This window comes from Bradyrhizobium diazoefficiens USDA 110 (genome assembly GCF_000011365.1).
GTDB lineage: Bacteria > Pseudomonadota > Alphaproteobacteria > Rhizobiales > Xanthobacteraceae > Bradyrhizobium > Bradyrhizobium diazoefficiens.
On record NC_004463.1, the window covers coordinates 4,807,399 to 4,830,820 of the forward strand.

A 23,422-nucleotide genomic window follows, 5' to 3' on the forward strand; every position below is an offset into this window, starting at 1 on the left:
GGCCCAGACGATGGAACCGGTGGCTGTGCCGGTTGAACCGCCGCTATGGCTGGACCGACTATGACAACAACGGCCGAAGGTCGCCAATGGACTGTACGAGGGGCGCCGGCGGTAAGCCGTCCTGCAACGGGAATTTTTCGATGACGCGTCGGCTTTTCAGAATTCTGGTGACCCTTGGCCTCGCGGCGAGCCTTGGCGGCTTCGCGCTTCCCGCCTGCGCCGAGAAGCGCGTCGCGCTCGTCGTCGGCAACAACGACTACAGGAATGTCCCGAAACTGCTCAAGGCGGTCAACGACGCCCGCACCATGGGCGACACGCTGAAGCAGCTCGGCTTCTCGGTGATGGTGGCTGAGAACCAGAGCCGGCAGCAATTCTCCGAGACGCTGCTTGCGTTCGACCGGGCGATCGAGCCCGGCGACACCGCGTTCTTCTTCTATGCCGGCCACGGTTTCGAGATCGCGGGCCAGAACTACCTGCTGCCGACCGACGTGCCGGCGGCGACGGAAGGGCAGGAAGAGCTGGTGCGCGACGCCTCCATCCTGGCGGACCGCATCGTCGAGCGCCTTCAAAACAAGAAGGCGCGGACCTCGATCCTGGTGTTCGACGCTTGCCGCAACAATCCGTTCGAGCGCAAAGGGACCCGCGCGGTCGCCGGCGGCGGCGGGCTCGCGCCGATGATGCAGCTGCCCGAAGGCGTGTTCTCCGTGTTCTCGGCCGGTCCCCGCCAGACCGCGCTCGATCGCCTCTCCAACGACGACGCCGATCCCAATTCGGTGTTCACGCGCACCTTCGCCAAGGAGCTGCTGCAACCCGGCGAGAACCTCGTGCAGGTGGCGCAGCGCACCCGCCGTCTCGTCAGCGAGATGGCCGATACCGTCAAGCACAGGCAGGTGCCGGTCTATTTCGACCAGATGGTCGACGACGTCTTCTTGAGCGGCGCCGCGAAAGACGCGGCTGCGCGCCCGGCCGATCCACCGCCGCAGAAGCTTGCGGCACTGCCGCCGGTGTCGGTGCCGCGCGTGCCGAAGGAGGAAACCACCAACGCGCCGATCGCGAGCTTCTCGCGCCACAATGGCGGCTGGAGCGTGGTGTTCTCCTTCGCCGATCCGACGCTCGGCATTTCCTGGCGCATGGCCGGCAATGGCGATTTCCGCGAGACCGGATTCATCGACACGCTCGATCCGCGCACGCGCAAGCGGATGCCGAACCCGTCGATCGAATTGCCGCCGGATGCACAGGCCGGCACCATCGAGGTCCGCTATGTCGATCAGTCGGGCGACATGCAGGGCCCGTTCCCGATCAGGTTCGATCCCGAGGCCGCGCTGATCCGCGACCAGCGCAAGATCCTCGACATGACCGCGACGAGCTGGCTGTCATTCCGCGAGTTCAACGGGCTGCTCGTCTACTACACGCACCTCGTGTCCTACCGCTGTGCCATCCGCGAGGTGCGCATCGGCATCGACACCGCGGTACCCAATCAGGTGCTGAAGATGCCGGGGTGTGACATGCGCGACCCCAGCGCGATCACCGCCGGCATGCCGCTCTACATGAAGCTCGCTCCGGCCACGCAGTTCGTCTCGGTGGAGCTGACCTATCGCGACGGCAGCGTATCGGAGATCAAGAGTTTTCGCGCGGCGAACCGCAGCAACAACTGAGGTGTCGCGCAGGCGGCGTCCGCCGCCGCTACGCGCGGCGCTTCCTGATGCGGCGCTTGATGGACTCGACGGCTTCGATCAAGGGCGGAGCCAGCGAGAAGAGCGCGCCCATCGCGATCGAAATGATGACATGGCGAAGCAGGAGCTTCTCCGGCTCCTCGAACGGATAGCCGTTCTGGTCGATGGGCACCGGCGCAAGCGTGCCGGTCTGCCGCCGATGCGACTTCCGCGGCGGGATCATGATCACGACGAAAAGCACGTTGATCAGGATCCAGACGCCGAGCAGTATGAGGATAGTCCGCACCGCAATTTCCTGAAAGAAATCGAAATTCGTTGCAACGCTAACGGGCATTCACAGCTGCGGCAAATTAAACTTGCTTGCTGCACCGCACAGAAAACTTAAGTCGTAAATGAGGGGCGGCCTTGAACCCGAGTTCCTCCGTAAAAGTCCGGTGTTGCATCGTCGGCGGCGGACCCGCCGGCATGATGCTCGGCTATCTCCTGGGGCGCGCGGGCATCGACGTCGTGGTGCTGGAGAAGCATGCGGATTTCTTTCGCGACTTTCGCGGCGACACCGTGCATCCATCGACGCTCCAGGTGATGGATGAGCTCGGCCTGATCGACGGTTTCCTGAAGCTGCCGCACCAGCGCTTGCAGAAGATGGACGGCCTGTTCGGCGGTACGCCGGTGCGCATCGCCGATCTGAGCCGGCTGAACACGAAGTACCCGTTCATCGCCTTCATGCCGCAATGGGACTTCCTGAACTTCCTGCGCGAGGCCGGCAAGCGCTTCGCCTCGCTCAGGGTGATGATGAACACGGAAGCCGTCGACCTGATCCGCCGCGGTGAGACGTTCGCCGGCGTGCGGGCAAAGACGCCGGAGGGACCGATCGACATCGAGGCGGATCTCACCATCGCCTGCGACGGCCGGCATTCGACGGTGCGCGAGCGCGCCGGTCTCGAGGTCGTGGAAATCGGCGCACCGATGGACGTGCTGTGGTTTCGCGCCGGCCGCAAGGCGGACGAGACGGAAAGTGTGTTCGCGCGCGTCGAGCCCGGCAAGATGATGATCACCTTCGACCGCGGCGACTATTGGCAATGCGCCTACGTCATCGCCAAGGGGCAGCACGATGCGGTGAAGGCGAGGGGATTGCAGGCGCTGCTCGACGACGTCGTGCGCATGGCGCCGATCCTCCGAAGCGGCATTGCCGACGTGAAGAGCTTCGACGACATCAAGCTGCTCACCGTTGCGATCAACCGCCTGGCGCGCTGGACGCGGCCGGGCCTGCTTCTCATCGGCGACGCCGCGCATGCGATGTCGCCGGTCGGCGGCGTCGGCGTCAATCTCGCCGTGCAGGATGCGGTCGCGACCGCCAACCTGCTCGCGGACAAGCTTCAGCACGGCTGCCCGTCCGAGGATGAGCTCGACGCCGTGCGCCGCCGGCGCGAGTTCCCGGTGAAGATGACGCAAGCCATGCAGGTGATCGTGCAGAACAACATCATCAGCGGCGCCCTGCAGGGCGGCGACCGGCCGTTGAAGGTGCCGCTGATCGTGCGCCTGATCACCGCGCTGCCATGGCTCCAGGGCATCCCGGCGCGCCTGATCGCGCTCGGCGTGCGGCCCGAGCACGTTCAGTCCAAGGCCGCGCCGGCATCGTAGCGCTGTAATCGGGTAGGGATAATTTCGCGTTAAATCGCGCGCGGCGCGTTGCGGGCGTGCAACAGCGCAGACGGATTCAAGCACCGCAACCTGCCAATCCGGCGTCTTAACTTTGTTGATTCAAATTTGAGTAAGACCTGCATGTGAGCGTGCGCCCATCAAAGGACACGGGGTGTACCATGCGTAACAAATTGATTGCCGCCTTCGCCTGCACGACCGCGCTGGTTTCGACCGGCGCCGCGTCCGCCGCCGATCTCGGTGCGCGCTACACGAAGGCGCCCGCCTATGTCGAGCCGCTGTTCAACTGGACCGGTTTCTATGTGGCGGCCACATCGGTGGCGCCTGGACCAACGAGCAGTTCATCAACAACGGCAACAGCGGCGGCTTCGGCGATCTGGTTCCGGGACAGGGCTATCGTCAGCGCAACTCGGGCGTCCTCGGCGGCGCGCAGATCGGCTACAACTGGCAGGCGAACAACTACGTGTTCGGCATGGAAGGCACGATCTCCGGCCTCGATAACAAGGGGTCGTTCCTGAATACTGCGTTCGGTGCCGGTGACGACGTGTTCTCCTGGCGCGCCAATGTGCTTGCGACCGTCGTCGGCCGCGCTGGTTTCGCCGTGCAGAACAACCTGTTCTACATCAAGGGCGGCTATGCGGGCGTGAACAACCGCCTGTCGGTCAGCGATACGGTTGGCCCGGCGACGGGCTCGGGCGGTCAGACCCACTGGGCCAACGGCTGGACCGTCGGCGCCGGCTGGGAATACGGCGTCACCCGCAACTGGATCGTCGGCCTCGAATACAATTACGCGGCCTTCGGCAGCCAGACCTATCAGCTCGGCGGCACCACGACCAACTACACCTTCGACGCCAAGCCGCGCGACCTTCAGTGGGCCGTCGTGCGCGCGAGCTACAAGTTCGACGCGCCGGTCATCGCGCGCTACTGAGCAACCAACGACCAAGCAGCAGAAAAAGACGATCACTGACAAATTCAAAGCCCCGGCATCGCCGGGGCTTCTTTTTGCGTGCAGCGAGCCTGCGCCTCAGGCCATGACCGAGAATCCGCCGTCGACGGGGATCGCGGTGCCCGTGACGAAGTTCGAGGCGGGCGAGGCGAGGAACACCGCGATGCCGGCGAAGTCGTCGATCTCGCCCCAGCGCCCCGCAGGCGTGCGCGCCAGCACGCGCTCGTGCAGGCCCGACACCTGCTGCCGCGCGCCGCGGGTGAGGTCGGTGTCGATCCAGCCCGGCAGGATGGCGTTGACCTGGATGTTGTCGGGCGCCCAGGCATTGGCGCAGGCGCGCGTGTACTGCACGATGCCGCCCTTGCTCGCCGCATAGGCCGTCGCAAAGCTGGCGCCGAAGATCGACATCATCGAGCCGATGTTGATCACCTTGCCGTTGCCGGACGCCTTCAGCGCCGGATAGGCCAGCTTCGAGCACACGAAGGCGCTGGTGAGGTTGGTGTCGATCACCTTGTTCCACTCGTCGAGCTCGAGCTCGTGCGGCGGCTTGCGGATGCTCATGCCGGCGTTGTTGATGAGGATGTCGATGCGGCCGAACTCCTTGACGACGCGGTCGATCATGGCTGCGACCGCCGCCTGGTCGGTCACGTCGGTGGTGACGGCGATCGCCTTAACACCGCGCTGTCTGAGATCGGCAACGGCCGCGGCCGACTTGGTTTCGTTGCGCCCGACCACGGCGATATCGGCGCCGGCATCGGCGAGCCCGTGCGCGAGGCCGAGCCCGATGCCGCCATTGCCTCCCGTGACGATCGCGACCTTGCCGCGGAGATCGAACCGGCTGGATGTCATGCTTTCACTTCCTGGTTTCTTCTATTGGTTGCTTTGCCAGATCAGGACCAGCCCGAACCCGGCCATGGCAGCGCCATAGCCGGCCCATTGCAACTGGTTGACCATGAAGCTCGATCGTGGCCAGGGAACGGTGCCCGTGCCCTGTCCGATCCAGAGCAGCCCGACGGCGGTCGCAAACAGGCCTGCTACAAGCAGAAATCTGCGCATGCATTCCTCCCCGTTGGCCTGGTTCTGTCGCAGCCCACGGCCTGAACGACTGCCGCGGCCACGAAAACTTGGGCACACAGTAACCGTAGCTGCGGTTCGGATACAACGAGCGGGGCTCGCACAAGCGCCCGGCGTGAGCGGGAGCCACGGCGATTCGCACTGCTCGGGGTAGGGCGATACGGACCGGGCGGCGATCGAAGTCAGCTCGCCTGCGCCTACAAGGCGCTGAATGCGATCGTCCGCCGCCGGCATTCCCGCAACGAAAAAGCCCCGGACGATGCCGGGGCTTTGACGTCTGAACTTGCGTTCGGATCAGTACTTGGCGACGACCGGGCCGGTCCAGTTGAAGCGGTAGACCAGCGAGGTCGAAACCGTCTGGTTCCAGCTGTTGGCGCGGATGCTGTTGACCAGCGGAACGTTGCCGGCGTCGAGCAGCTCGGTCTGGGTCTTGGCATTGTAGAAGGCCGAGCGATATTCGGTCTTCATGAACCAGCCGGGCGAGGTGATGCCGAAGATATTCAGGCTGTTCTCGACGCCGCCACCGATGAACCAGCCGTTGCGGTTGTAGCTGGCGAGATGAGCGCCGACGGGCACGCCCGCGAGGTCCGTGAAGTTGGTCTGGCCGAAGTGAGCGCCTGAGTAACCGCCATTGACGTAGGAGAGAACGTTCGGGGCGACCAGCCAGCCGAGGCGAACGCCCGCGGCCCAGGAGTCTTCCAGCTTCTGGTTGCCGGTGATGCCGAAGATCGGATCCTGAATGGTGGCGCGGATGCTGCCGAACTGACCGTCGGCGAACACACCGGCGACCCAAGTGCCGCTGAACTGCCAGTCGTAGCCGAGACCGACGGTGCCGAACCAGCCCGAGCCACCCTGGCGTTGGGTGATCGTCAGCGGGGTGCCCGTGACAGTATCAACCACGCTCTGGTCAGCGTTCGACAGGCCACCGCCGCCACCGCCGAAGATGTAGAAGCCGGTCCAGTTGGCAACCGGAGCCGCCATCGGAGCCTTCACGTAGGGACGCGCCGCGAGATCAGCCGCCGAGGCCGAACCGGTCATCGCCGCAACCGCGGTCAGAGCCAGCAAAATCTTCTTCATGATAAAATCCCCAACCTTGGTCTGTAGCAGGCGCGAGCGCACTGAAGTTCGTGTCATCTGATGCCCGGACTATAGACGCTTTCCGCCGAAATGCTGTTGCGTGGCAGGCACAGTCGCCGGAAAACGCCCGCCGGCCGGCCCTGGGGAGGATGACGTTAGACTTACAAAAAGAGATGTAATTTCAGTGCGTTATGTGGATTTTCGAATTCCCGGCCCGGGTAAGATTTCGTTAGCAAACTCAGCCTTGTCCGAAGCGGAGGTAGTCCTGCCTCGGCCTTGGTGCCGGTGAGTCGCTGGCCGAGTCGCGGGCCGGTGCGCGGCGTGGAGCGGCGGCATCCGGCATGAAGTGCCGGGACGAGGGCGGTATCGTCTCCACAAATGAAAAAGCCCCGGACTTGAGCCGGGGCTTTTCGACGGGACCGCGCGAGGTCAGACGTCGAGCAGATCCTCGTTCGCGAATTCGGCCTTGTCCGAGATGAAGGCAAATCGCGCCTCGGCCTTGGTGCCCATCAGACGCTCGACCGAATCCGCGGTCGTGTCGCGGTCGTCGGCCAGCAGGACCACCTTCAGCATGGTCCGCTTGGCCGGATCCATGGTGGTCTCCTTGAGCTGCGCCGGCATCATTTCGCCGAGGCCTTTGAAGCGGTTCACCTCGACCTTGGCGTTGGCGTTGAACTCGCTCTTGATCAGCGCCTCCTTGTGCGCGTCATCGCGGGCGTAGACCGACTTCGAGCCGTGGGTGAGCTTGTAGAGCGGCGGCACCGCGAGGAAGAGGTGGCCCTCGTCGATCAGCCGCGGCATCTGCCGGTAGAAGAAGGTGATCAGCAGCGAGGCGATATGGGCGCCGTCGACGTCGGCGTCGGTCATGATGATGATGCGCTGATAGCGCAGATCCTCTTCGCGATATTGCGCGAGCGTGCCGCAGCCGATCGCCTGCACGAGGTCGGAAAGCTGGGCGTTCGCCGTCAGCTTGTCCTTGCCGGCAGAAGCGACGTTGAGGATCTTGCCGCGCAGCGGCAGCACGGCCTGGGTCTTGCGGTCGCGTGCCTGCTTGGCGCTGCCGCCGGCCGAGTCGCCCTCGACGATGAACAGCTCGGAGCCTTCGGTGCCGGCGTCGCTGCAGTCGGCGAGCTTGCCGGGCAGGCGCAGCTTCTTGCCCGCGGTTTTCCGCGCGGTCTCTTTCTCCTGGCGGCGGCGCAGGCGCTCCTCGGCGCGGTCGATCACGAAGTCGAGCAGCTTGTTGGCCTGGTTCGGATTGCCCGACAGCCAATGGTCGAACGGATCCTTCATTGCCTGCTCGACGATGCGTTGCGCTTCGGCGGTAGCGAGCCGATCCTTGGTCTGGCCCTGGAATTCAGGCTCGCGCACGAACACCGAGAGCATCACCGCCGCACCCACCATCACGTCTTCCGACGTGATGGAGGAGGCGCGCTTGCCCTGGCCGACGCGTTCGGCGTGATCCTTCAGGCCGCGCAGCAGCGCGCTGCGCAGGCCGGATTCATGCGTACCGCCATCGGGCGTCGGCACCGTGTTGGTGTAGGACGAGAGGAAGCCGTCGGCATCCGCGGTCCAGGCGACCGCCCATTCGCAGGCGCCATGCGCGCCGTTGCGGCCCGACTTGCCGGAGAAGATGTCGGGATGCACCAGCGTGTCGGCGTGGATCGCGGCGGCGAGATAATCCTTCAGGCCGCCGGGGAAGTGGAAAGTCGCTTCCGCCGGCACGTCGTCGATGCCCTTGAGCAGTTCGGGCGCGCAGTTCCAGCGGATCTCGACGCCGCCGAACAGATAGGCCTTTGAACGCGTCATCTTGAACAGGCGCTGCGGCTTGAACGCGGCCTTGGCGCCGAAGATGTCGGTATCGGGCTTGAAGCGCACGCGCGTGCCGCGGCGGTTGTTGATCTTGCCGAGATCCTCGAGCTTGCCCTTGGGGTGCCCGCGCTCGAACGTCATGCGGTAGAGTTTCTGGCTGCGCGCGACCTCGACCTCGAGAAGGGAGGAGAGGGCGTTCACGACGGAGATGCCGACGCCGTGCAGGCCGCCCGAGGTCTCGTAGACCTTGCTGTCGAACTTGCCGCCCGAATGCAGTGTGCACATGATGACTTCGAGCGCCGACTTCTTCGGAAACTTCGGATGCGGATCGATCGGGATGCCGCGGCCGTTGTCGGTGACGGTGAGAAAGCCGTCCGCGCTGAGCTCGACGCCGATGAAGGTCGCGTGCCCGGCGAGCGCCTCGTCCATCGAGTTGTCGATGACTTCGGCGAACAGGTGATGCAGCGCCTTCTCGTCGGTTCCGCCGATATACATGCCGGGTCGGCGCCGCACCGGTTCCAGGCCTTCGAGCACCTCGATGTCGGCCGCGGTGTAGTCGGCTTCCGCGCCGCCCGCGCGTGGCGACGCCTTGGCGGCGGCGCGGGGCTTCGGCTCGTTGCCGCCGAAAAAGTCGTCTTTTGCTTTTGGTTTCAACTGCTTGGACATGAATTTTGATGTGTTTTGAGGGCCGCGCGGGCGGCGAATCGGTTCGGGCGACTATGACACGGCTGGCCTGGAAAGGTCACCGCAGGGCCGGCGGGGGCTGGGGTTGGGAGCTAATCCCGGCGATTTTACGCCGCGGGCCGCTCCGTTCCCGGCAATTTGACGGTGAGGTCGACGCTCAGCCGGGTTTTGTGACTTGATGTCACACAAGTCCCTGGCTTACCAGTCTTTTTCACTGAGCAGGACCTTGAGACGGGGCGGGAAGGCTATTCTGGCATGGAGCAGTTTGCGCACGCACTGGCCGACTTCGTGCGTGCTCACGAGGCTTGGGCGGCTCCGATCGTGTTCCTGCTGGCGTTCGGGGAGTCGCTCGCCTTCATCTCGCTGCTCATTCCGGCCTGGGGCGCACTGGTGGCGATCGGCGCGCTGATCGGGGTCAGCGGCATCAGCTTCTATCCGGTGTGGATTGCCGGCGGCCTCGGCGCGGCGCTCGGCGACTGGGTCTCCTACTGGTTCGGCTATCGCTACAAGGAGCATGTCGCGCAGATGTGGCCGCTCTCGCGCTATCCGGAACTTCTGCCCAGGGGTGAGGCCTTCGTGCGGAGCTGGGGCGTGCCCAGCATCTTCATCGGCCGGTTCTTCGGCCCCTTGCGCGCGTCCGTGCCGCTTGCTGCCGGCATTTTCGAGATGCCCTATTGGAGCTTCCAGGCCGCCAATTTCGTCTCGGCGCTGGTCTGGTCGGCGGCGCTGCTGCTGTTCGGCGACGTGATCGCGAAGATCATGGAATGGATCTGGCGCGTGATCTGACGCCTGAACCTTGACGGGAACCGGATCTGGCCCTATAGCCCCGCGCCATGATCAACGCCGCGACCATCCTGTTCGCCCGTCGCCGCCGCCGCTCTTTAGCGGTTTGGGCGGTCGATCGCGTTTGAGATCATCGTCTTTGCCGCTGGACCCGATCCGCGGCATTCTTTCTCCTGTCAGCGCGATCTGATCCGGCGGCCCCCCAAGGAGGCCCAGCAGGAGACCACGATGTACACCCCACCTTTTTTCAAGCAGGACCGCGCCGCGAGCCTGAAATTCGCTGAGGAGCGCGGCTTCGGCACGATGTGCGCCTTCGACGGCCACAAGCCGGTCGCCTCGCCGCTGCCGTTCTACCTGACCTATGCCGCCGACGGCACGCCGCAGGCCGCCTTTCATGTCGCCCGTCACAATCCGCTGCTAAAGCTTGCGGACGGCGCGACCTCCTGGCTGCTCGTGGTCAACGGCCCCGATGCCTATGTATCGCCGGACTGGTACGTCTCGCCGGACCAGGTGCCGACATGGCTCTACCAGTCGGTGCATCTGACCGGATCGGTGCGGCTGCTGTCGGATGACGAGCTGTTGGTGCAGATCGATACGCTCAGCGACAAGTTCGAGAGCTGGCTCTTGCCGAAGAAGCCGTGGACGTCGGGCAAGATGACGGCGGGCCGGCTCGAGGCAATGAAGAAGGGGATCGTGGGCCTGGTCATGACGGTTGAAGAGGTCGAAGGCAGCTTCAAGCTCAACCAGCACAAATCGGACGCCGACTATACGGCGATCGCCAACGCGCTCGGTGCGCAACCCGCCGCCGACGCCAGGGAGATCGCGCAACTGATGCAGGACGTGAGGCCGGAAGCCTTCGCGGCCGAAACCAACAAGCTCGAAAGGAGCGTGCCATGAGCCTCACGGAAACCAGCAAAGCCCCGACCACCGGCGCGGCCAAGAAGCCCGCCACCGTCTTCGTCGACGGCGGCTCCGGCACCACCGGGCTCGGCATCAACGAGCGGCTGAAGCTCCAGAGCGACGTCGCGGTGAAGACGATCGCCGACGACAAGCGCAAGGATCCCGCGGTGAAGAAGGCGCTGATGGAGGAGGTCGATCTCGTCATCCTCTGCCTGCCCGACGAGGCCGCCAAGGAGACGGTTGCGCTCATCGACAGCATGGGGCCGTCGGGCCCGAAGGTGCTGGACGCCTCGACCGCCTACCGGGGTTGCGCCCGACTGGGCCTACGGCTTTCCGGAACTGACGCCGGATCAGCCCGCCAAGATCAAGGCCGCGAAGAAGGTCTCCAATCCCGGCTGCTATCCGACCGGCGCGATCGCGCTCTTGCGGCCGATCGTCGATGCCGGGCTGTTGCCATCAGACTATCCCGTCACGGTGAACGCGGTGAGCGGCTATTCCGGCGGCGGCAAGTCGATGATCGCGAGCTTCGAAGACGGCAGCGCGCCGTCCTTCGAGCTCTACGGCCTCGGCTTCGAGCACAAGCATCTGCCGGAGATGCAGCTCTATTCGAACCTGACGCGGCGGCCGATCTTCATTCCCTCGGTCGGCAACTACCGGCAGGGCATGCTGGTCTCGGTGCCGCTCCAGCTCGACATGCTGCCGGGCAAGCCCAGCGGTGCCGATCTCCAGGCCGCGCTGGCGAAACGCTACGCCGGCTCGAAATACGTCTCGGTGATGCCGCTCCAGAGCGAGGCGACAAAGGGCGGCCGGCTCGAGCCGGAGGCGCTGAACGAGACCAACATGCTCGAGCTCTACGTCTTCGCCAGCGACAAATATCACCAGGCCGTGCTGGTCGCCCGGCTCGACAATCTCGGCAAGGGTGCCTCGGGCGCGGCCGTGCAGAACATGCGGCTGATGCTGGGCCTGCCGGAGGCGTAGCGGCAAGGCTCTCTCTCCACCGTCGCCGCGAGCGAAGCGAAGCAATCCAGAATCTTTCCGCGGCGACAGTCTGGATTGCTTCGCGCCTCGCCATGACGCCGGGAATGCTCGGTGGCAAGATACGCGGCTGCCGGGGCTCTTCGTGCCGTGCCAAAATTCAGCGCAAAATCACGTCCGCCGGAAACGGCCGAACGGGACGGCCGGCACAGACATTGTCACGCGCCACCACCGCGTCGTGGTGAGACTTTTCGATTTCACCGAGCGAGCGGCTGGAGATGTCGCACGCCTCCTGATGGTCTTGCGCGTAGGCGTGCAGGGAACTCCAGGCGAGCGATGCGCGGATGTAAGCGTTACAGCGGTCCGGCATCAATCCACGGTTCATCGGCTTGGTGGCTTCGATGGCTTCGCTGCGCAGGCGCATCAGTTCGGAGCATTGCGCCTGCACCTCGCCGCCAAATCCGGCGAGCGCGATCATCGCGATGGCTGAAAGAAGGGTCCGCATCCGGAATCCTCGCTTCGGCTGCCTCAGCCCGCGTGACAATATCGCAGATCGCAGGGGCCTGCGCCTGCTTTTCGGATGCTCAAAGCACCTTGAAGATCGCCAGCGCCAGCACGGCCTGCGCGAGGAAGCCGACGGTGAAGGCCAGGGTGCGGAACACCGGGATTCCCATCGCGTAGACGATCAGATGTGCGACGCGCGACCAGAAATAGACCGCGCAAGCGAGAACGGTCCATTTCGACGAATAGTCGATCGCGTTCAGGATCAGCACCAGCGGTGCGAAGATCACGAGATTTTCCACGGCGTTGTCATGCGCGAACATGAGTCGCGTCGCCCAGGGCGATTGCGGCTTGTCGCTGCGGGAGGGGTTTGCCATGGCGCCCGACAGCCCGCGAACCTGGCAGCGGTCGAGGATGTAGGGGACCCACAGGATGCCAGTGAAAATCACCGTCAGTGTCAGCCAGAACAATTCACGCGTCATAACCCGGTCCCCTCATTCATCACTGTGCTGAAGGTGAGCTTATACAAGCGCAGGAGATTCCGCTATGCGCGAACCCTGACATAGCTGCCGGGTGCATCCTCGATCGGGGGGAGCGCCTCGCTGCCGACTGCGCGCGCCGGGACTTCCTCGGGGTCGAGCTCGCCGAGCCATTGCCGCCAGTCCGGCCACCACGAGCCCTTGTGCTCGACCGCGCCCTTCATCCACTCGGCGACGTTGACGTCCTTGATGTTGTCGTTGGTCCAGTACTGGTACTTGTTCGAGGCGGGCGGGTTGACGACGCCGGCGATATGGCCCGAGCCGGACAGCACGTATTTCACCGGGCCGCCGAAGAATTGCGAGCCGTACAGCACCGACTCGGCCGGCGCGATGTGGTCCTCGCGGGTGGCGAGGTTGTAGACGGGCACCTTGACCTTGGAGAGATCGAGCAGCGTGTTGTCGAGCACCATCGTGCCAGTGGACAGCCGGTTCTCCAGATAGCAATTGCGCAGGTAATAGGAATGGTTCGACGCGGTCATGCGCGTCGCATCCGAATTCCAGTGCAACAGGTCGAACGCGCTCGGCTGCTGGCCCTTCAAATAGTTGCTGACGACATAGGACCAGATCAAATCGTTGGAGCGCAGCATGTTGAAGGCCATCGCCATCTTCGAGCCTTCGAGCACGCCGGCGGTCTTCATGTCGTGCTCGAGCGATGCGATCTGATCCTCGTCGACGAACACGAGGAGATCGCCGGCATGGGTGAAGTCCACCTGTGCCGCGAAGAACGTCGCCGAGCTCACGCGCTGGCGGCGCTTCTCGGCGAGCCAGGCCAGAGTGGTCGCGAGCATCGTGCCGCCGACGCAATAGCCGGCGGTGTGCACCTTCATCTCGCCGGTGACCTTCTCGATCACGTCCATCGCCGTGAGCGGGCCTTCCTTCATGTAGTCTTCCCAGCTCTTGTTGCCGAGCCGCCTGTCGGGATTGACCCATGAGATCACGAACACGGTGATGCCCTGGTCGACGCACCACTTGATGTAGGATTTCTCCGGCTTGAGATCGAGAATGTAGAACTTGTTGATCCAGGGCGGCACGATCAGGAGCGGGGTGCGCAGCACGTTCTCCGTGGTCGGAGAATACTGGATGAGCTGCATCATCTCGTTCTGGTAGATCACCTTGCCCGGCGTCGTCGCCATGTTGACGCCGACGACGAGATTGTCCGGGTTGGACTGGCGGATCTTCAGCATGCCCTTGCCGGCCGCGATGTCCTCGGCCAGCATCTTCAGGCCGCGCGCTAGATTCTCGCCGCTGCTCGCCACCGTCTCGCGCAGCACTTCCGGATTGGTCAGCACGAAGTTCGAGGGCGACAGCGCGTTGGTGACCTGCTGGACGTAGAACTCGGCCTTGCGGCGGGTCTGCGGGTCGAGCCCCTCGGCGTCACGCACCAGCTCCTGCGCCCATTTGGTCGTGAGCAGATAGAGCTGCATCACGAAATCGAAGAACTGGTTCGACTTCCATTCCGGATCGGCGAAACGCTTGTCGCGCGGCGAGGGCGCAATCGCGGGCGGGGCGTCCTGGCCGGCCATGCGGCGCGCCGCCGCGCCCCAGAGGTCGAGATAGTCCTTGGCGAGCTTGGTCTGGAGATCGGACGAGCGCGAGGTGTCCGACAGCCAGTATTCGGCGACCGATGTGAAGGCCTTGATGACTTCGGCAAGCTCGGCCGGCGGACGGTCCTGCACCTCGCCGCTCTCGCGCGGCTTGAGGAAGGCGGCCAGCGCCTTGCCGCCGCTCTCCATCGCCCGCGCGACATTCATCGCGAAGGCTTCCGCATCGAACTTCGTGTCGGGTTTGGGCGTGTCGGTCGTGGCCATGCTCATGAGCAGAACAGTAACGATTCATTCCGTATTCGTCACCGCGAAGCTCGCATGTTTGACGTTAAACACTCTCGAAGATGTGTTGCACTGCGACAAATTTTCTTGGTTCCGTCACAATCGAGCCGCACCGCTCGGTTTGGTAGTGCCGGGGTGTTTTCTCGCTCGGACCATTTGGGCAGCAATGGTTTGAGCTTGGGCTTGGGCGTGGTCTTGGGTAAGGTTGCCCGGGGCCGTGCTTTGGGACGAGTAGGGGATTTTCCCAAGTGTTGGCGTTGAGGGACCTGCAAAAGTCGCTGCTGATCTGCGGCGCGCTGCTGAGCGTGGCGTTCGCGCTGGGCGGCTGCTCGAGTCAGCTCGCGGATATGACGCCTGCGGATGCGCAGGCGCATTCCAGGGAGCCCGGCACCTATTTGCCGGTGCATGATCTGCCGCCAGAGCGCGATCAGGCGGTCATCCCGCCGGACCAGCGCGCCAAGATCGAGGCCGAGCTTGCCGCCGCGCGCGACCGCCAGGCGGTCGCCGCCAAGGATGCCAAATGAGGCGGTGCAAGGTAATCGCTGGCGCGACCGCCTTGGCGTGCTAAAAAGACCTCAGTTCAGCCGAGAGTCAGGGCGAACGACTTCAGCCCCCCGTCGTCGGAAGTTGCTCTAAACGTTTGATTTTGAGCAATTTTTGCGAAGGGGGCGAGCGCGTCTCCGAACGGCCGTTCTAGCCTGTCGATTCTGTCCTGACCGGGTGCCCGGAGCCCAGAGAGCCATGGAAGAGTTTTACCGCATCCGCCGCCTTCCGCCTTACGTGTTCGAGCAGGTCAACCGGGCCAAGGCGGCCGCGCGGAACGCCGGCGCCGACATCATCGACCTCGGCATGGGCAATCCGGACCTGCCGGCTCCGCCGCACGTGCTGGAGAAGCTCAAGGAGACGCTCGGCAAGCCGCGCACCGACCGCTACTCGGCCTCCCGAGGCATCCCCGGCCTGCGCCGGGCCCAGGCCGGCTACTATGCCCGCCGCTTCGGCGTGAAGCTCAATCCCGACACCCAGGTGGTGGCGACGCTGGGCTCGAAGGAGGGCTTCGCCAACGTGGCGCAGGCGATCACCGCGCCGGGCGACGTCATCCTGTGCCCCAACCCGAGCTACCCGATTCACGCCTTCGGCTTCCTGATGGCGGGCGGCGTGATCCGCTCGGTACCCTCCGAGCCGACGCCGCAGTTCTTCGAGGCGGTGGAACGGGCGATCGTGCATTCGATCCCCAAGCCCCTGGCGCTCGTCGTCTGCTATCCCTCGAACCCGACCGCCTATGTCGCGAGCCTCGACTTCTACAAGGACCTTGTGGCCTTCGCGAAGAAGCACGAGATCCTGATCCTGTCCGATCTCGCCTATGCCGAGGTCTATTTCGACGAGAACAACCCGCCGCCCTCGGTGCTCCAGGTGCCGGGCGCGATGGACGTTACCGTCGAGTTCACCTCGATGTCGAAGACCTATTCGATGGCCGGCTGGCGCATGGGCTTTGCGGTCGGCAATGAGCGCGTGATCGCGGCGCTCGCCCGCGTCAAATCCTATCTCGATTACGGCGCCTTCACGCCGGTTCAGGTCGCCGCGACCGCGGCGCTGAACGGCCCCGACGATTGCATCAAGGAGATGCGCGACACCTACCGCAAGCGCCGCGATGCGCTGGTGGAGTCGTTCGGCCGCGCCGGCTGGGAGATTCCGCCGCCGGAGGCCTCGATGTTCGCCTGGGTGCCGCTGCCGGAAGCGTTCCGCAGCGTCGGCAGCATGCAGTTCGCGACCCTGATGGTGGAGAAATCCGGCGTCGCGGTGTCGCCCGGCGTCGGCTTCGGCGAGCATGGTGAAGGATATGTCCGCATCGCCATGGTGGAAAACGAGCAACGGATCAGGCAAGCCGCGCGCGGCGTGCGCCGCTTCCTTGAAAGCGGCATCGAAACGTTGCACAACGTCGTTCCGCTCGCCAATCGGCGCTAATTCTCTTCGACAGGTTTTCGATAAGCATCATGGTCGCACCCCTGAAAGTGGGCATAGCGGGGCTCGGCACCGTGGGTGCCGAAGTTGTCCGTTTGATTGAAACGCAGGGACGCGTGCTCGCGGGCCGCAGCGGCCGCGGTATTCGCGTGGTAGCCGTGACCGCGCGCTCGAAGGCCAAGAAGCGCGCTGTCGACCTGCGCGGCGTCGAATGGGTGAAGGATCCGATGGCGCTCGCCACCCATCCGGAGGTCGATTGCTTCGTCGAGCTGATGGGCGGCGCCGGCGATCCCGCGCTCTCCGCGGTCGAGGCTGCGCTCAATGCCGGCAAGTCCGTCGTCACCGCCAACAAGGCGCTGCTGGCCAAGCACGGCCTCAAGCTCGCCAAGGCCGCCGAAAAGCACGGCGGCGCGCTGAATTTCGAGGCAGCGGTCGGCGCCGCGATTCCCGTCATCAAAACGCTACGCGAGGGCCTGGCGGGAACCGGCATCAACCGCGTCTACGGTATCCTCAACGGCACCTGCAATTACATCCTGACGCGGATGGAGCAGGAGGGGCTGTCGTTTGCCGAATGCCTCAAGGACGCGCAGCGGCTGGGCTATGCCGAGGCCAATCCGTCCTTCGACGTTGACGGCCACGACACCGCGCAAAAACTCGCCATTCTCGCCAGCCTCGCTTTCGGCACGAAAGTTGCTCAAAGCGCGGTGTATGTCGAAGGTATCTCCTCCATCGCGCCGGAAGATCTTCGCGCGGCCGCCGATCTCGGCTACCGCGTCAAGCTGCTCGGCGTTGCCGTTCGCACCGCCAAGGGCATCGAGCAGCGCGTGCACCCGACCATGGTTCCCAAATCCTCCTCGATCGCGCAGGTGATGGGTGTCACCAATGCGGTCACGATCGATGGCGAGGGCATTCCGCCGATCACGCTGGTCGGCCCCGGTGCAGGCGGTGCCGCGACCGCATCGGCCGTTGTCGCCGACATCGCCGACGTCGCGCGCGGCATCCGCGCCAATCCGTTCGGCCGGCCGATCTCGCATTTGCGCGACACCAAAAAGGCGCCGATGGAGCGCCACGAGGGCGGCTACTACATCCGCCTTTTGGCGCGCGATTTCCCGGGCACTGCGGCGGCAATCGCGACCCGGCTGGCAGAACAGAAGATTTCGATCGAGTCGATCGTGCAGCGTCATCCGAATGGCGGCACTGCGTCGGCGAACGGCAAGGCGGTCCCCGTGCCCGTCATCCTGATCACCTATGCGACGCACGAGGACGCGGTGCGCCGCGCGCTCGCCGCCGTGCAGCGCGACAAGGTGATCAGCGGACGGCCGCAGGTGATCCGGATCGAGAAGAACTAGAGCATGCTCCAGACCCGGAGGGCCGCGCCCGCGCAAAAGTGTGAAGCGGTTTTCCGGAAAGAGCAGGCTCAAGCAATGACACGGTTCGAACGAACTGTGGGTGTTACGAGTTGATGCGGGCGGAGATTTCCGTCCAGAACCGTTTCGAAGGAGTTAGCCGATGTCGACCCATATTTCAGTCCCGCCGCACGCTTTGCTCGAGCGCATCCTCACGCTGGAGATCGTGCGGGTGACCGAGCGGGCGGCGGTGTCTTCGGCGCGGCTGCGCGGCCACGGCAACGAGAAGGCGGCCGACCAGGCCGCCGTGGACGCGATGCGGCGCGAGCTCAACAAGCTGCCGATCGAGGGCACCATCGTGATCGGCGAGGGCGAGCGCGACGAGGCGCCGATGCTGTTCATCGGCGAGAAGGTTGGCATGAATGCCGGCCCGCAGGTCGACATCGCGGTCGACCCGCTCGAGGGCACCACGCTGTGCGCCAAGAACATGCCGGGCTCGATCGCCACCATGGCGATGGCCGACGGCGGCACGCTGCTGCACGCTCCCGACGTCTACATGCAGAAGCTTGCGATCGGACCGGGCTACGACAAGGGTGTCGTCGATCTCGATGCGAGCCCGGCTGACAACGTCCGCCGCCTCGCCAAGGCCAAGGGTGTCCAACCGGACGGCATCACCGTTCTCGTGCTCGACCGCCCGCGCCATGCCAGCATCATCGAGAGCGTGCGCTCGACCGGCGCGGCGGTGCGCCTCATCACCGACGGCGACGTCGCCGGCGTGATCCATTGCGCCGATCCCGACAACACCGGCGTTGATATGTATCTCGGCACCGGCGGTGCGCCGGAAGGCGTGCTCGCGGCCGTGGCGCTGCGCTGCATCGGCGGCCAGATGCAGTGCCGCCTCATCCTCGATTCCGACGAGAAGCGCGAGCGCGCCGCCAAGATGGGCGTCAACGATCCCAAGATGATCTACGGCATCGAGGACATGGCGCGCGGCGACTGCCTGTTCGCCGCCACCGGCGTCACCACGGGCTCGCTGCTGTCGGGCGTCAAGTTCCGCAAGGACGGCGTGATCGAGACCGAGACGGTGGTGATGCGCTCCGTCACCGGCACCGTGCGCTACATCAAGGCCGAGCACCGCGAGCTGGCGAAGTTCCACCTGGACTGACGTTGGCCGTCATTCCGGGGCGAACGGGACCGCGCGAAGCGCGGCCCGGAGAACCCGGAATCTCGCGCCGACAACCTCTGGATTCCGGGTTCGCGCTCCGCGCGCCCCGGAATGACAAAGACAAAAGCAAAAAGAGGAAGCGCCCATGTCCGATCTCTCCGCCGTCAAAGCCCTGGTCTTCGACGTGTTCGGCACCGTCGTCGACTGGCGCACCAGCCTGATCACCGACTTCATGTGGTGGAGCAGGCAGCGCGGCATCAGCGCCGACTGGACCGCCCTGGTGGACGGCTGGCGCGGCATGTACATGGCCTCGATGGACGACGTGCGCAGACATCCCGAGCGCGGCTATGTCATGCTCGACGATCTGCACCGCCGCTCGCTGGAAAAGCTGGTCGCGCAATTCTCGATCAAGGACCTCACCGAAGCTGATCTCGACTACCTCACCAAGGGCTGGCATCGCCTGCATCCCTGGCCCGACAGCGTCGCCGGCCTGACGCGGCTGAAGTCGAAATTCGTCATCTCGCCGCTGTCGAACGGCAACGTCGCGCTGCTCACCAACATGGCGAAGTTCGCCGGCCTGCCGTGGGACCTCGTCATGTCCGCGGAGGTGTTCGAGCACTACAAGCCCGATCCCGAGACTTATCTCGGCGCCGCGCGCCTGCTCGGCCTCAAGCCGGGCGAGGTGATGATGGTCGCCGCCCACAACGGCGATCTCGCCGCCGCGCAGAACAACGGCCTGAAGACCGCGTTCGTGGCGCGGCCGACGGAGTACGGGCCGTTGCAGAAGGTCGACTTCGAAGCCACCGGCAACTGGGACATCGTCGCCAAGGATTTCGGCGGGATCGCCGACAGGCTCGGCTGCTGACATCTTGCGCCGAAGCGCCTTGGCCCGCGCGCTACTTCGCGATCGGCGTTGTCAACTCGGTATCGGCGGTGTCCACCACGAAGACGGCCAGCAGCTTCGCCGGCTCGGTATCGCTGGCGTTGGTGCTGACGGCATGGCGATCGCCGGGCTTCTCGGAGAAGTTCTCTCCCTTGTGAAAGACCTTGGCGGGCTCGTCATTGACCTGGCTGCGTATCGCCCCTTCCAGCACCGTGGCATAGATGAACGCGGAGCGTGCGTGGGTGTGGGCCGGTGAGGAGCCTCCGGGACCATACTCGACCAGCACGCCCTTCATGCTCTTGCCGGGAGCATTCGGTAGGACCTGGTCAAACACGACAGTCACCTTGGCCGACTTCGCAGCCGGCTGCGTCTCGGCTGCCTGGGCCGCCAGGACGAATGCGGCGTAAGCCGCCGTTGCGATCAGCAATCTGCGCATGGGATTTCCTTCATTGCCGTGGTTGCAGCGACCTTGGGATCGCAGATCCTCAAGCCGTCGCGAGCCATTTTGCGAGCGACGTTTTCCCGAGCCGCGCCTCGCCGAGCGGGACCAGCGAGGTGTCCTCGATGGGGGCACCGTAATATCCTGCCTTGGCGTCTCCCACCACCGGGCGGCTGTCGCCCGATGCTTTCAGGCGGCGCGCGACGAACTCGTTGAAGGGAGCTTTTTCCGGTCCCGCGATATCGATCGTGCCGTTGAGCGGCCGTCCCGTCGCGACCTCCGCGAGGGAAGCAACCACGTCGTCGGATGCGATCGGCTGAAACGACGCCGATGGCACGACGATCTTGCCGTCAATCGCTCCTGCTTCGCCGATGGCCCCGAGGAATTCAAAAAACTGCGTGGCGCGAACGATCGAGTAGGGGACCGGAGATGCCTTGACGATGGTCTCCTGCGCGAGCTTGGCACGAAAATAGGCGATGTCGGGCGAGCGATCGGTTCCCACGATCGACAGCGCGACATGATGCTTGACGGCTGCTGCGGCCTCGGTCGCGGCGAGGTTCTGGCTCGAACGCTGGAAGAATTCCAGCACGGCGGCCGGCTCCCAGGACGGCGCGTTGGCGACGTCGACCACGACATCCGCGCCTGCCAGCGCGGCAGCGAGGCCTTCCCCGGTCACGGCGTTCACGCCTGTTTTTGGAGAGGCCGCTATGACCTCGTGGCCTTGCTGCTTGAGTCTCGACACGAGCTTGGATCCGATCAATCCGCTGCCGCCGATCACGACGATCTTCATGGCATGTCTCCTGAGCATTTTGCGAGCGTGAGCGGCGTCAGGCCAAAGGGGCGTCACGAGCTCTCGTCGACGAAAGTGATGCGAGGGGACTCTTATCCGAGCAGTGAGGCGAGCTCTTGCCTGGAACGGGCCTGCCTTGCCGAAAAATGCTCCAGAAGTGTCGTTGCGACGCGACAGGAACCGGTCAGGGATCATTCCCCTCTGTCGGTCAGATCAAGCGAACGGCCCGGGCCGCACATGCGCGACCCGGGCTTGGTATCACCGGCTACAACGTCATCTGCATCGGTTCGGGATAGTAGTGGAACCCGTCACCCGCCTTGGCGACGTGGCCGTAGCCGGGCCAGGCGAAGTGATAGGACATCACGGGCGTCTTGTTGGCCGCGAGCATGGTGAGCAGCTTGACGCGCGACTCGGCTGCCTGCTTCGGGTCGGTGTCGTAGGAGAATTCCATCCGCGGCCGCTCCAGCAGCAGCACGGAATGGTGCGAGAGGTCGCCGAGGAAGGCGAAGGACTTGCCGGCCGAGCTGACCATGAAGATGGTGTGGCCGACGGTGTGGCCGGGCGCGGAGATGGCCTGCACGCCGGGCAGGAATTCCTGGCCGTCCCTGAAGAACACGATGCGGTCGCGGACCGGCAGCAGGTTCTTGCGGGCGTGCACGACGAAGTCCTTTGCCGGGCTCCCCATCTTGCCTTCATCGGTCCAGAAATCGAAATCGGTCTGGGAGATGTAGATCTGCGCGTTCGGAAACAGCGGCTTGTTGTTGGCATCCACGATGCCGCCGATGTGATCGATATGCGCGTGCGAGCAGACCACGGCATCGATGTCCTCCGGCTTGATACCGGCCTCCATCATGCTCTTCTGCTGCCGGCCGGTGGTGGGGCCGAACATCTTGGAGCTGCCCATGCCGGTGTCGAACAGGATGAGCTTGTCGCCGGTGTTCACGATCGGCGAGTTCTGCTCGAGCACGACATTGTCCGGCGACAGGAAATTGTCGGCGAGCATCTTCTTCACCTCTTCCTTGGAAACGCCGGTGAAGGTGCCGGAGGGATCGCCGAGCGGCAGCGGTCCGTCGGAGACGACGGTCACTTCGGCGTCGCCGAGAATGAAGCGGTGCCAATAGGGAGTCTGGGTGCCGAGCTTGGGAGCGCGTGCCATCGCACTGCTGCCGAGCATTGCGCTGGCGCCAAGGCCGGCGCCGAGTGCGAGCAGGGATCGACGTGAGACATCGAGTGTCATTCGTTTCCTCCATTCTTCTTTTGAGCTGCGCGATTGTCTCGCGCGTTGTGTTCGGCCTGAGGCCAGCGGTGGAATGCTGCGCCGGTTCAGACAAGCTAGCAAGTGGAATTGATTTGCGGGTTAGCGCGGCTTGTCAAAGTGCGCGATGCAATTCCGGCGCGCGACAAAAGACACCGGTTGCCGACGTTGCTTCGTCAGCACGATCCAGCCACGCGGTGCCGCAATGCAATCAATGATTGTGTCGCGATTGTGTCTCCTGACCGCCCGACGCGGCAGGACTGCAAGAATCTTTTCGCGTCACGACGGCACGCGTCCGCATAGGCCGTGTTCGCCATCGGGCTTCACTCGGCTACTCCCCGGCCTAGCCATGGGCAGCGCCGAAAGCGCAGGGAATAGGCCGGGCGTGATCTCACGCGATCCTCAGCGCGAGGTCGCTTGCTTCCGTCTCGGCAAAGCCGGCCTGCAAGACCTCTTCGCGCTTGTGGCGGAGATGCGCACGCAGGATGTGCGAGAGGCCGGCACCATCGCGCCGCTGCAGCGCGTTCAGGATCGCCTCGTGCTCCTTCACCGCGAACGCCCAGCGCTGCGGCGTCATCGGCGTGACGTAGCGCGCGCGGCGGATGCGCGCCGTCACGGAGGCGTAGAGCCCGGTCAGTGCGGGATTTCCGGCCGCGGCGACGATGGCTTCGTGGATGGCGCGGTTGCCGCGATAGTACTGGATCAGGTCGCCCTCGCGATAATGCCGAACCATGTCCGTGTGCGCGGCGGCGATCGCGTCGATCTCGGCGTCGCTGATCCGCTCGCAGGCGAGCTCGCCGGCAAGCGCCTCGAGGCCCTGGCAGACCTCGAACAGGTCGCGCATGTCCTTGTCGGTCAGCTTCGCCGCGCGTGAGCCGCGATGGGGCAGGAGCTGCACGAGACCTTCGGCGGCCAGCACCTTGAGCGCTTCCCGCAGCGGCGTGCGCGAGATCTGGAGCCGGTCGCACAGCTCGCGCTCGGGAATCCGCGCGCCCGGCGGGATTTCACCGTCGAGCAGGATGGCGCGGATGCGGCCGACGACCTCCTCATGAAGCATGGCAGGCGGCTCCAATTTGAATGCAAAAATGCAGTAATCAGTCCAAATATGCAAGTTCCAGCTTGCTAATCGCAGATTCTGC

Annotated in this window: 21 protein-coding genes and 2 pseudogenes; 11 read left to right on the forward strand and 12 right to left on the reverse strand. The window is 64.6% G+C overall.

Translation table 11 applies throughout. The features are described from left to right. Positions 1-140 precede the first annotated feature (140 nt). Entirely contained in the window at positions 141-1,655 is a 1,515-nt protein-coding gene (locus BJA_RS21655; protein ID WP_038967108.1) for a caspase family protein, read from the forward strand. Positions 1,656-1,683: 28 nt separating this feature from the next. Here BJA_RS21655 and BJA_RS21660 read toward each other — a convergent pair whose 3' ends face one another. After that, the gene (locus BJA_RS21660; RefSeq protein WP_028171274.1) at positions 1,684-1,959 is read right to left on the reverse strand and encodes a hypothetical protein; all 276 of its coding nucleotides are present in this window, start codon (positions 1,957-1,959) and stop codon (positions 1,684-1,686) included. Positions 1,960-2,078: 119 nt separating this feature from the next. Between BJA_RS21660 and BJA_RS21665 the strand changes: the two genes are divergently transcribed. Continuing rightward, complete coding sequence (locus BJA_RS21665; protein ID WP_074076985.1) at positions 2,079-3,314, forward strand: FAD-dependent oxidoreductase; 1,236 nt, start codon at positions 2,079-2,081, stop codon at positions 3,312-3,314. A 179-nt stretch (positions 3,315-3,493) separates the two neighbouring features. Next, positions 3,494-4,260: pseudogene (locus BJA_RS43870) on the forward strand (outer membrane protein). A 96-nt stretch (positions 4,261-4,356) separates the two neighbouring features. On the opposite strand, the gene BJA_RS21675 reads toward BJA_RS43870, so the two are convergent. From BJA_RS21675 to parE, 4 genes are all read right to left on the reverse strand, one after another. Further along, on the reverse strand, positions 4,357-5,127 hold the full coding sequence (locus BJA_RS21675) for an SDR family NAD(P)-dependent oxidoreductase (protein ID WP_011087125.1): 771 nt from the start codon (positions 5,125-5,127) through the stop codon (positions 4,357-4,359). Positions 5,128-5,148: 21 nt separating this feature from the next. Further along, positions 5,149-5,334 carry a hypothetical protein gene (locus tag BJA_RS21680; RefSeq protein WP_018641722.1) on the reverse strand — a complete coding sequence of 62 codons (186 nt, stop codon included), beginning with the start codon at positions 5,332-5,334 and terminating at the stop codon, positions 5,149-5,151. A gap of 312 nt (positions 5,335-5,646) precedes the next feature. Further along, positions 5,647-6,429, reverse strand: coding sequence for an outer membrane protein (locus tag BJA_RS21685; RefSeq protein WP_038967111.1), 783 nt, complete (start codon positions 6,427-6,429; stop codon positions 5,647-5,649). A 429-nt stretch (positions 6,430-6,858) separates the two neighbouring features. Further along, positions 6,859-8,904, reverse strand: a complete 2,046-nt coding sequence (gene parE, locus BJA_RS21690; protein ID WP_011087127.1) for a DNA topoisomerase IV subunit B — start codon at positions 8,902-8,904, stop codon at positions 6,859-6,861. Positions 8,905-9,177: 273 nt separating this feature from the next. On the opposite strand from parE, the gene BJA_RS21695 reads away from it, so the two are divergent. The 3 genes and pseudogenes from BJA_RS21695 (at position 9,178) to argC (ending at position 11,583) form a co-directional block, all read left to right on the forward strand. Continuing rightward, positions 9,178-9,708: a DedA family protein gene (locus BJA_RS21695; protein WP_011087128.1), complete on the forward strand. Its 531-nt coding sequence runs from the start codon at positions 9,178-9,180 to the stop codon at positions 9,706-9,708. Between the two features lie 225 nt (positions 9,709-9,933). Next, a complete protein-coding gene (locus BJA_RS21700) occupies positions 9,934-10,602 on the forward strand; it encodes an FMN-binding negative transcriptional regulator (RefSeq protein WP_011087129.1) in 669 nt (222 codons plus the stop codon). Then, positions 10,599-11,583: pseudogene (argC, locus tag BJA_RS21705) on the forward strand (N-acetyl-gamma-glutamyl-phosphate reductase). The gene BJA_RS21700 and the pseudogene argC overlap by 4 nt, the downstream one beginning before the upstream one ends. Before the next feature lie 157 nt (positions 11,584-11,740). On the opposite strand, the gene BJA_RS21710 reads toward argC, so the two are convergent. The 3 genes from BJA_RS21710 to BJA_RS21720 form a co-directional block, all read right to left on the reverse strand. Beyond that, on the reverse strand, positions 11,741-12,085 hold the full coding sequence (locus tag BJA_RS21710; protein WP_038967113.1) for a hypothetical protein: 345 nt from the start codon (positions 12,083-12,085) through the stop codon (positions 11,741-11,743). A gap of 79 nt (positions 12,086-12,164) precedes the next feature. Continuing rightward, the gene (locus tag BJA_RS21715; RefSeq protein ID WP_011087131.1) at positions 12,165-12,563 is read right to left on the reverse strand and encodes an MAPEG family protein; all 399 of its coding nucleotides are present in this window, start codon (positions 12,561-12,563) and stop codon (positions 12,165-12,167) included. 62 nt (positions 12,564-12,625) lie between these two features. Continuing rightward, a complete protein-coding gene (locus tag BJA_RS21720) occupies positions 12,626-14,434 on the reverse strand; it encodes a PHA/PHB synthase family protein (protein WP_038967114.1) in 1,809 nt (602 codons plus the stop codon). Between the two features lie 260 nt (positions 14,435-14,694). Between BJA_RS21720 and BJA_RS21725 the strand changes: the two genes are divergently transcribed. The 5 genes from BJA_RS21725 (at position 14,695) to BJA_RS21745 (ending at position 19,781) form a co-directional block, all read left to right on the forward strand. After that, positions 14,695-14,970 carry a hypothetical protein gene (locus BJA_RS21725; protein ID WP_028171283.1) on the forward strand — a complete coding sequence of 92 codons (276 nt, stop codon included), beginning with the start codon at positions 14,695-14,697 and terminating at the stop codon, positions 14,968-14,970. Between the two features lie 217 nt (positions 14,971-15,187). Next, positions 15,188-16,408, forward strand: coding sequence for an LL-diaminopimelate aminotransferase (locus BJA_RS21730; RefSeq protein WP_028171284.1), 1,221 nt, complete (start codon positions 15,188-15,190; stop codon positions 16,406-16,408). A gap of 29 nt (positions 16,409-16,437) precedes the next feature. After that, positions 16,438-17,754 carry a homoserine dehydrogenase gene (locus BJA_RS21735; RefSeq protein ID WP_011087134.1) on the forward strand — a complete coding sequence of 439 codons (1,317 nt, stop codon included), beginning with the start codon at positions 16,438-16,440 and terminating at the stop codon, positions 17,752-17,754. A 160-nt stretch (positions 17,755-17,914) separates the two neighbouring features. Continuing rightward, entirely contained in the window at positions 17,915-18,916 is a 1,002-nt protein-coding gene (glpX, locus tag BJA_RS21740) for a class II fructose-bisphosphatase (RefSeq protein ID WP_011087135.1), read from the forward strand. A gap of 145 nt (positions 18,917-19,061) precedes the next feature. After that, complete coding sequence (locus BJA_RS21745) at positions 19,062-19,781, forward strand: haloacid dehalogenase type II (protein ID WP_011087136.1); 720 nt, start codon at positions 19,062-19,064, stop codon at positions 19,779-19,781. A 31-nt stretch (positions 19,782-19,812) separates the two neighbouring features. Here the strand turns inward: BJA_RS21745 and BJA_RS21750 are convergent, their stop codons facing one another. The 4 genes from BJA_RS21750 to BJA_RS21765 all read right to left on the reverse strand — a co-directional run bounded on the left by BJA_RS21750 (position 19,813) and on the right by BJA_RS21765 (position 23,340). Then, positions 19,813-20,235, reverse strand: coding sequence for a cupin domain-containing protein (locus BJA_RS21750; protein WP_011087137.1), 423 nt, complete (start codon positions 20,233-20,235; stop codon positions 19,813-19,815). Positions 20,236-20,284: 49 nt separating this feature from the next. Continuing rightward, entirely contained in the window at positions 20,285-21,028 is a 744-nt protein-coding gene (locus BJA_RS21755) for an SDR family oxidoreductase (RefSeq protein WP_011087138.1), read from the reverse strand. Positions 21,029-21,293: 265 nt separating this feature from the next. After that, positions 21,294-22,265: an MBL fold metallo-hydrolase gene (locus BJA_RS21760; protein WP_011087139.1), complete on the reverse strand. Its 972-nt coding sequence runs from the start codon at positions 22,263-22,265 to the stop codon at positions 21,294-21,296. Between the two features lie 409 nt (positions 22,266-22,674). After that, positions 22,675-23,340, reverse strand: a complete 666-nt coding sequence (locus BJA_RS21765; protein ID WP_171463762.1) for a GntR family transcriptional regulator — start codon at positions 23,338-23,340, stop codon at positions 22,675-22,677. Positions 23,341-23,422: the final 82 nt, after the last annotated feature.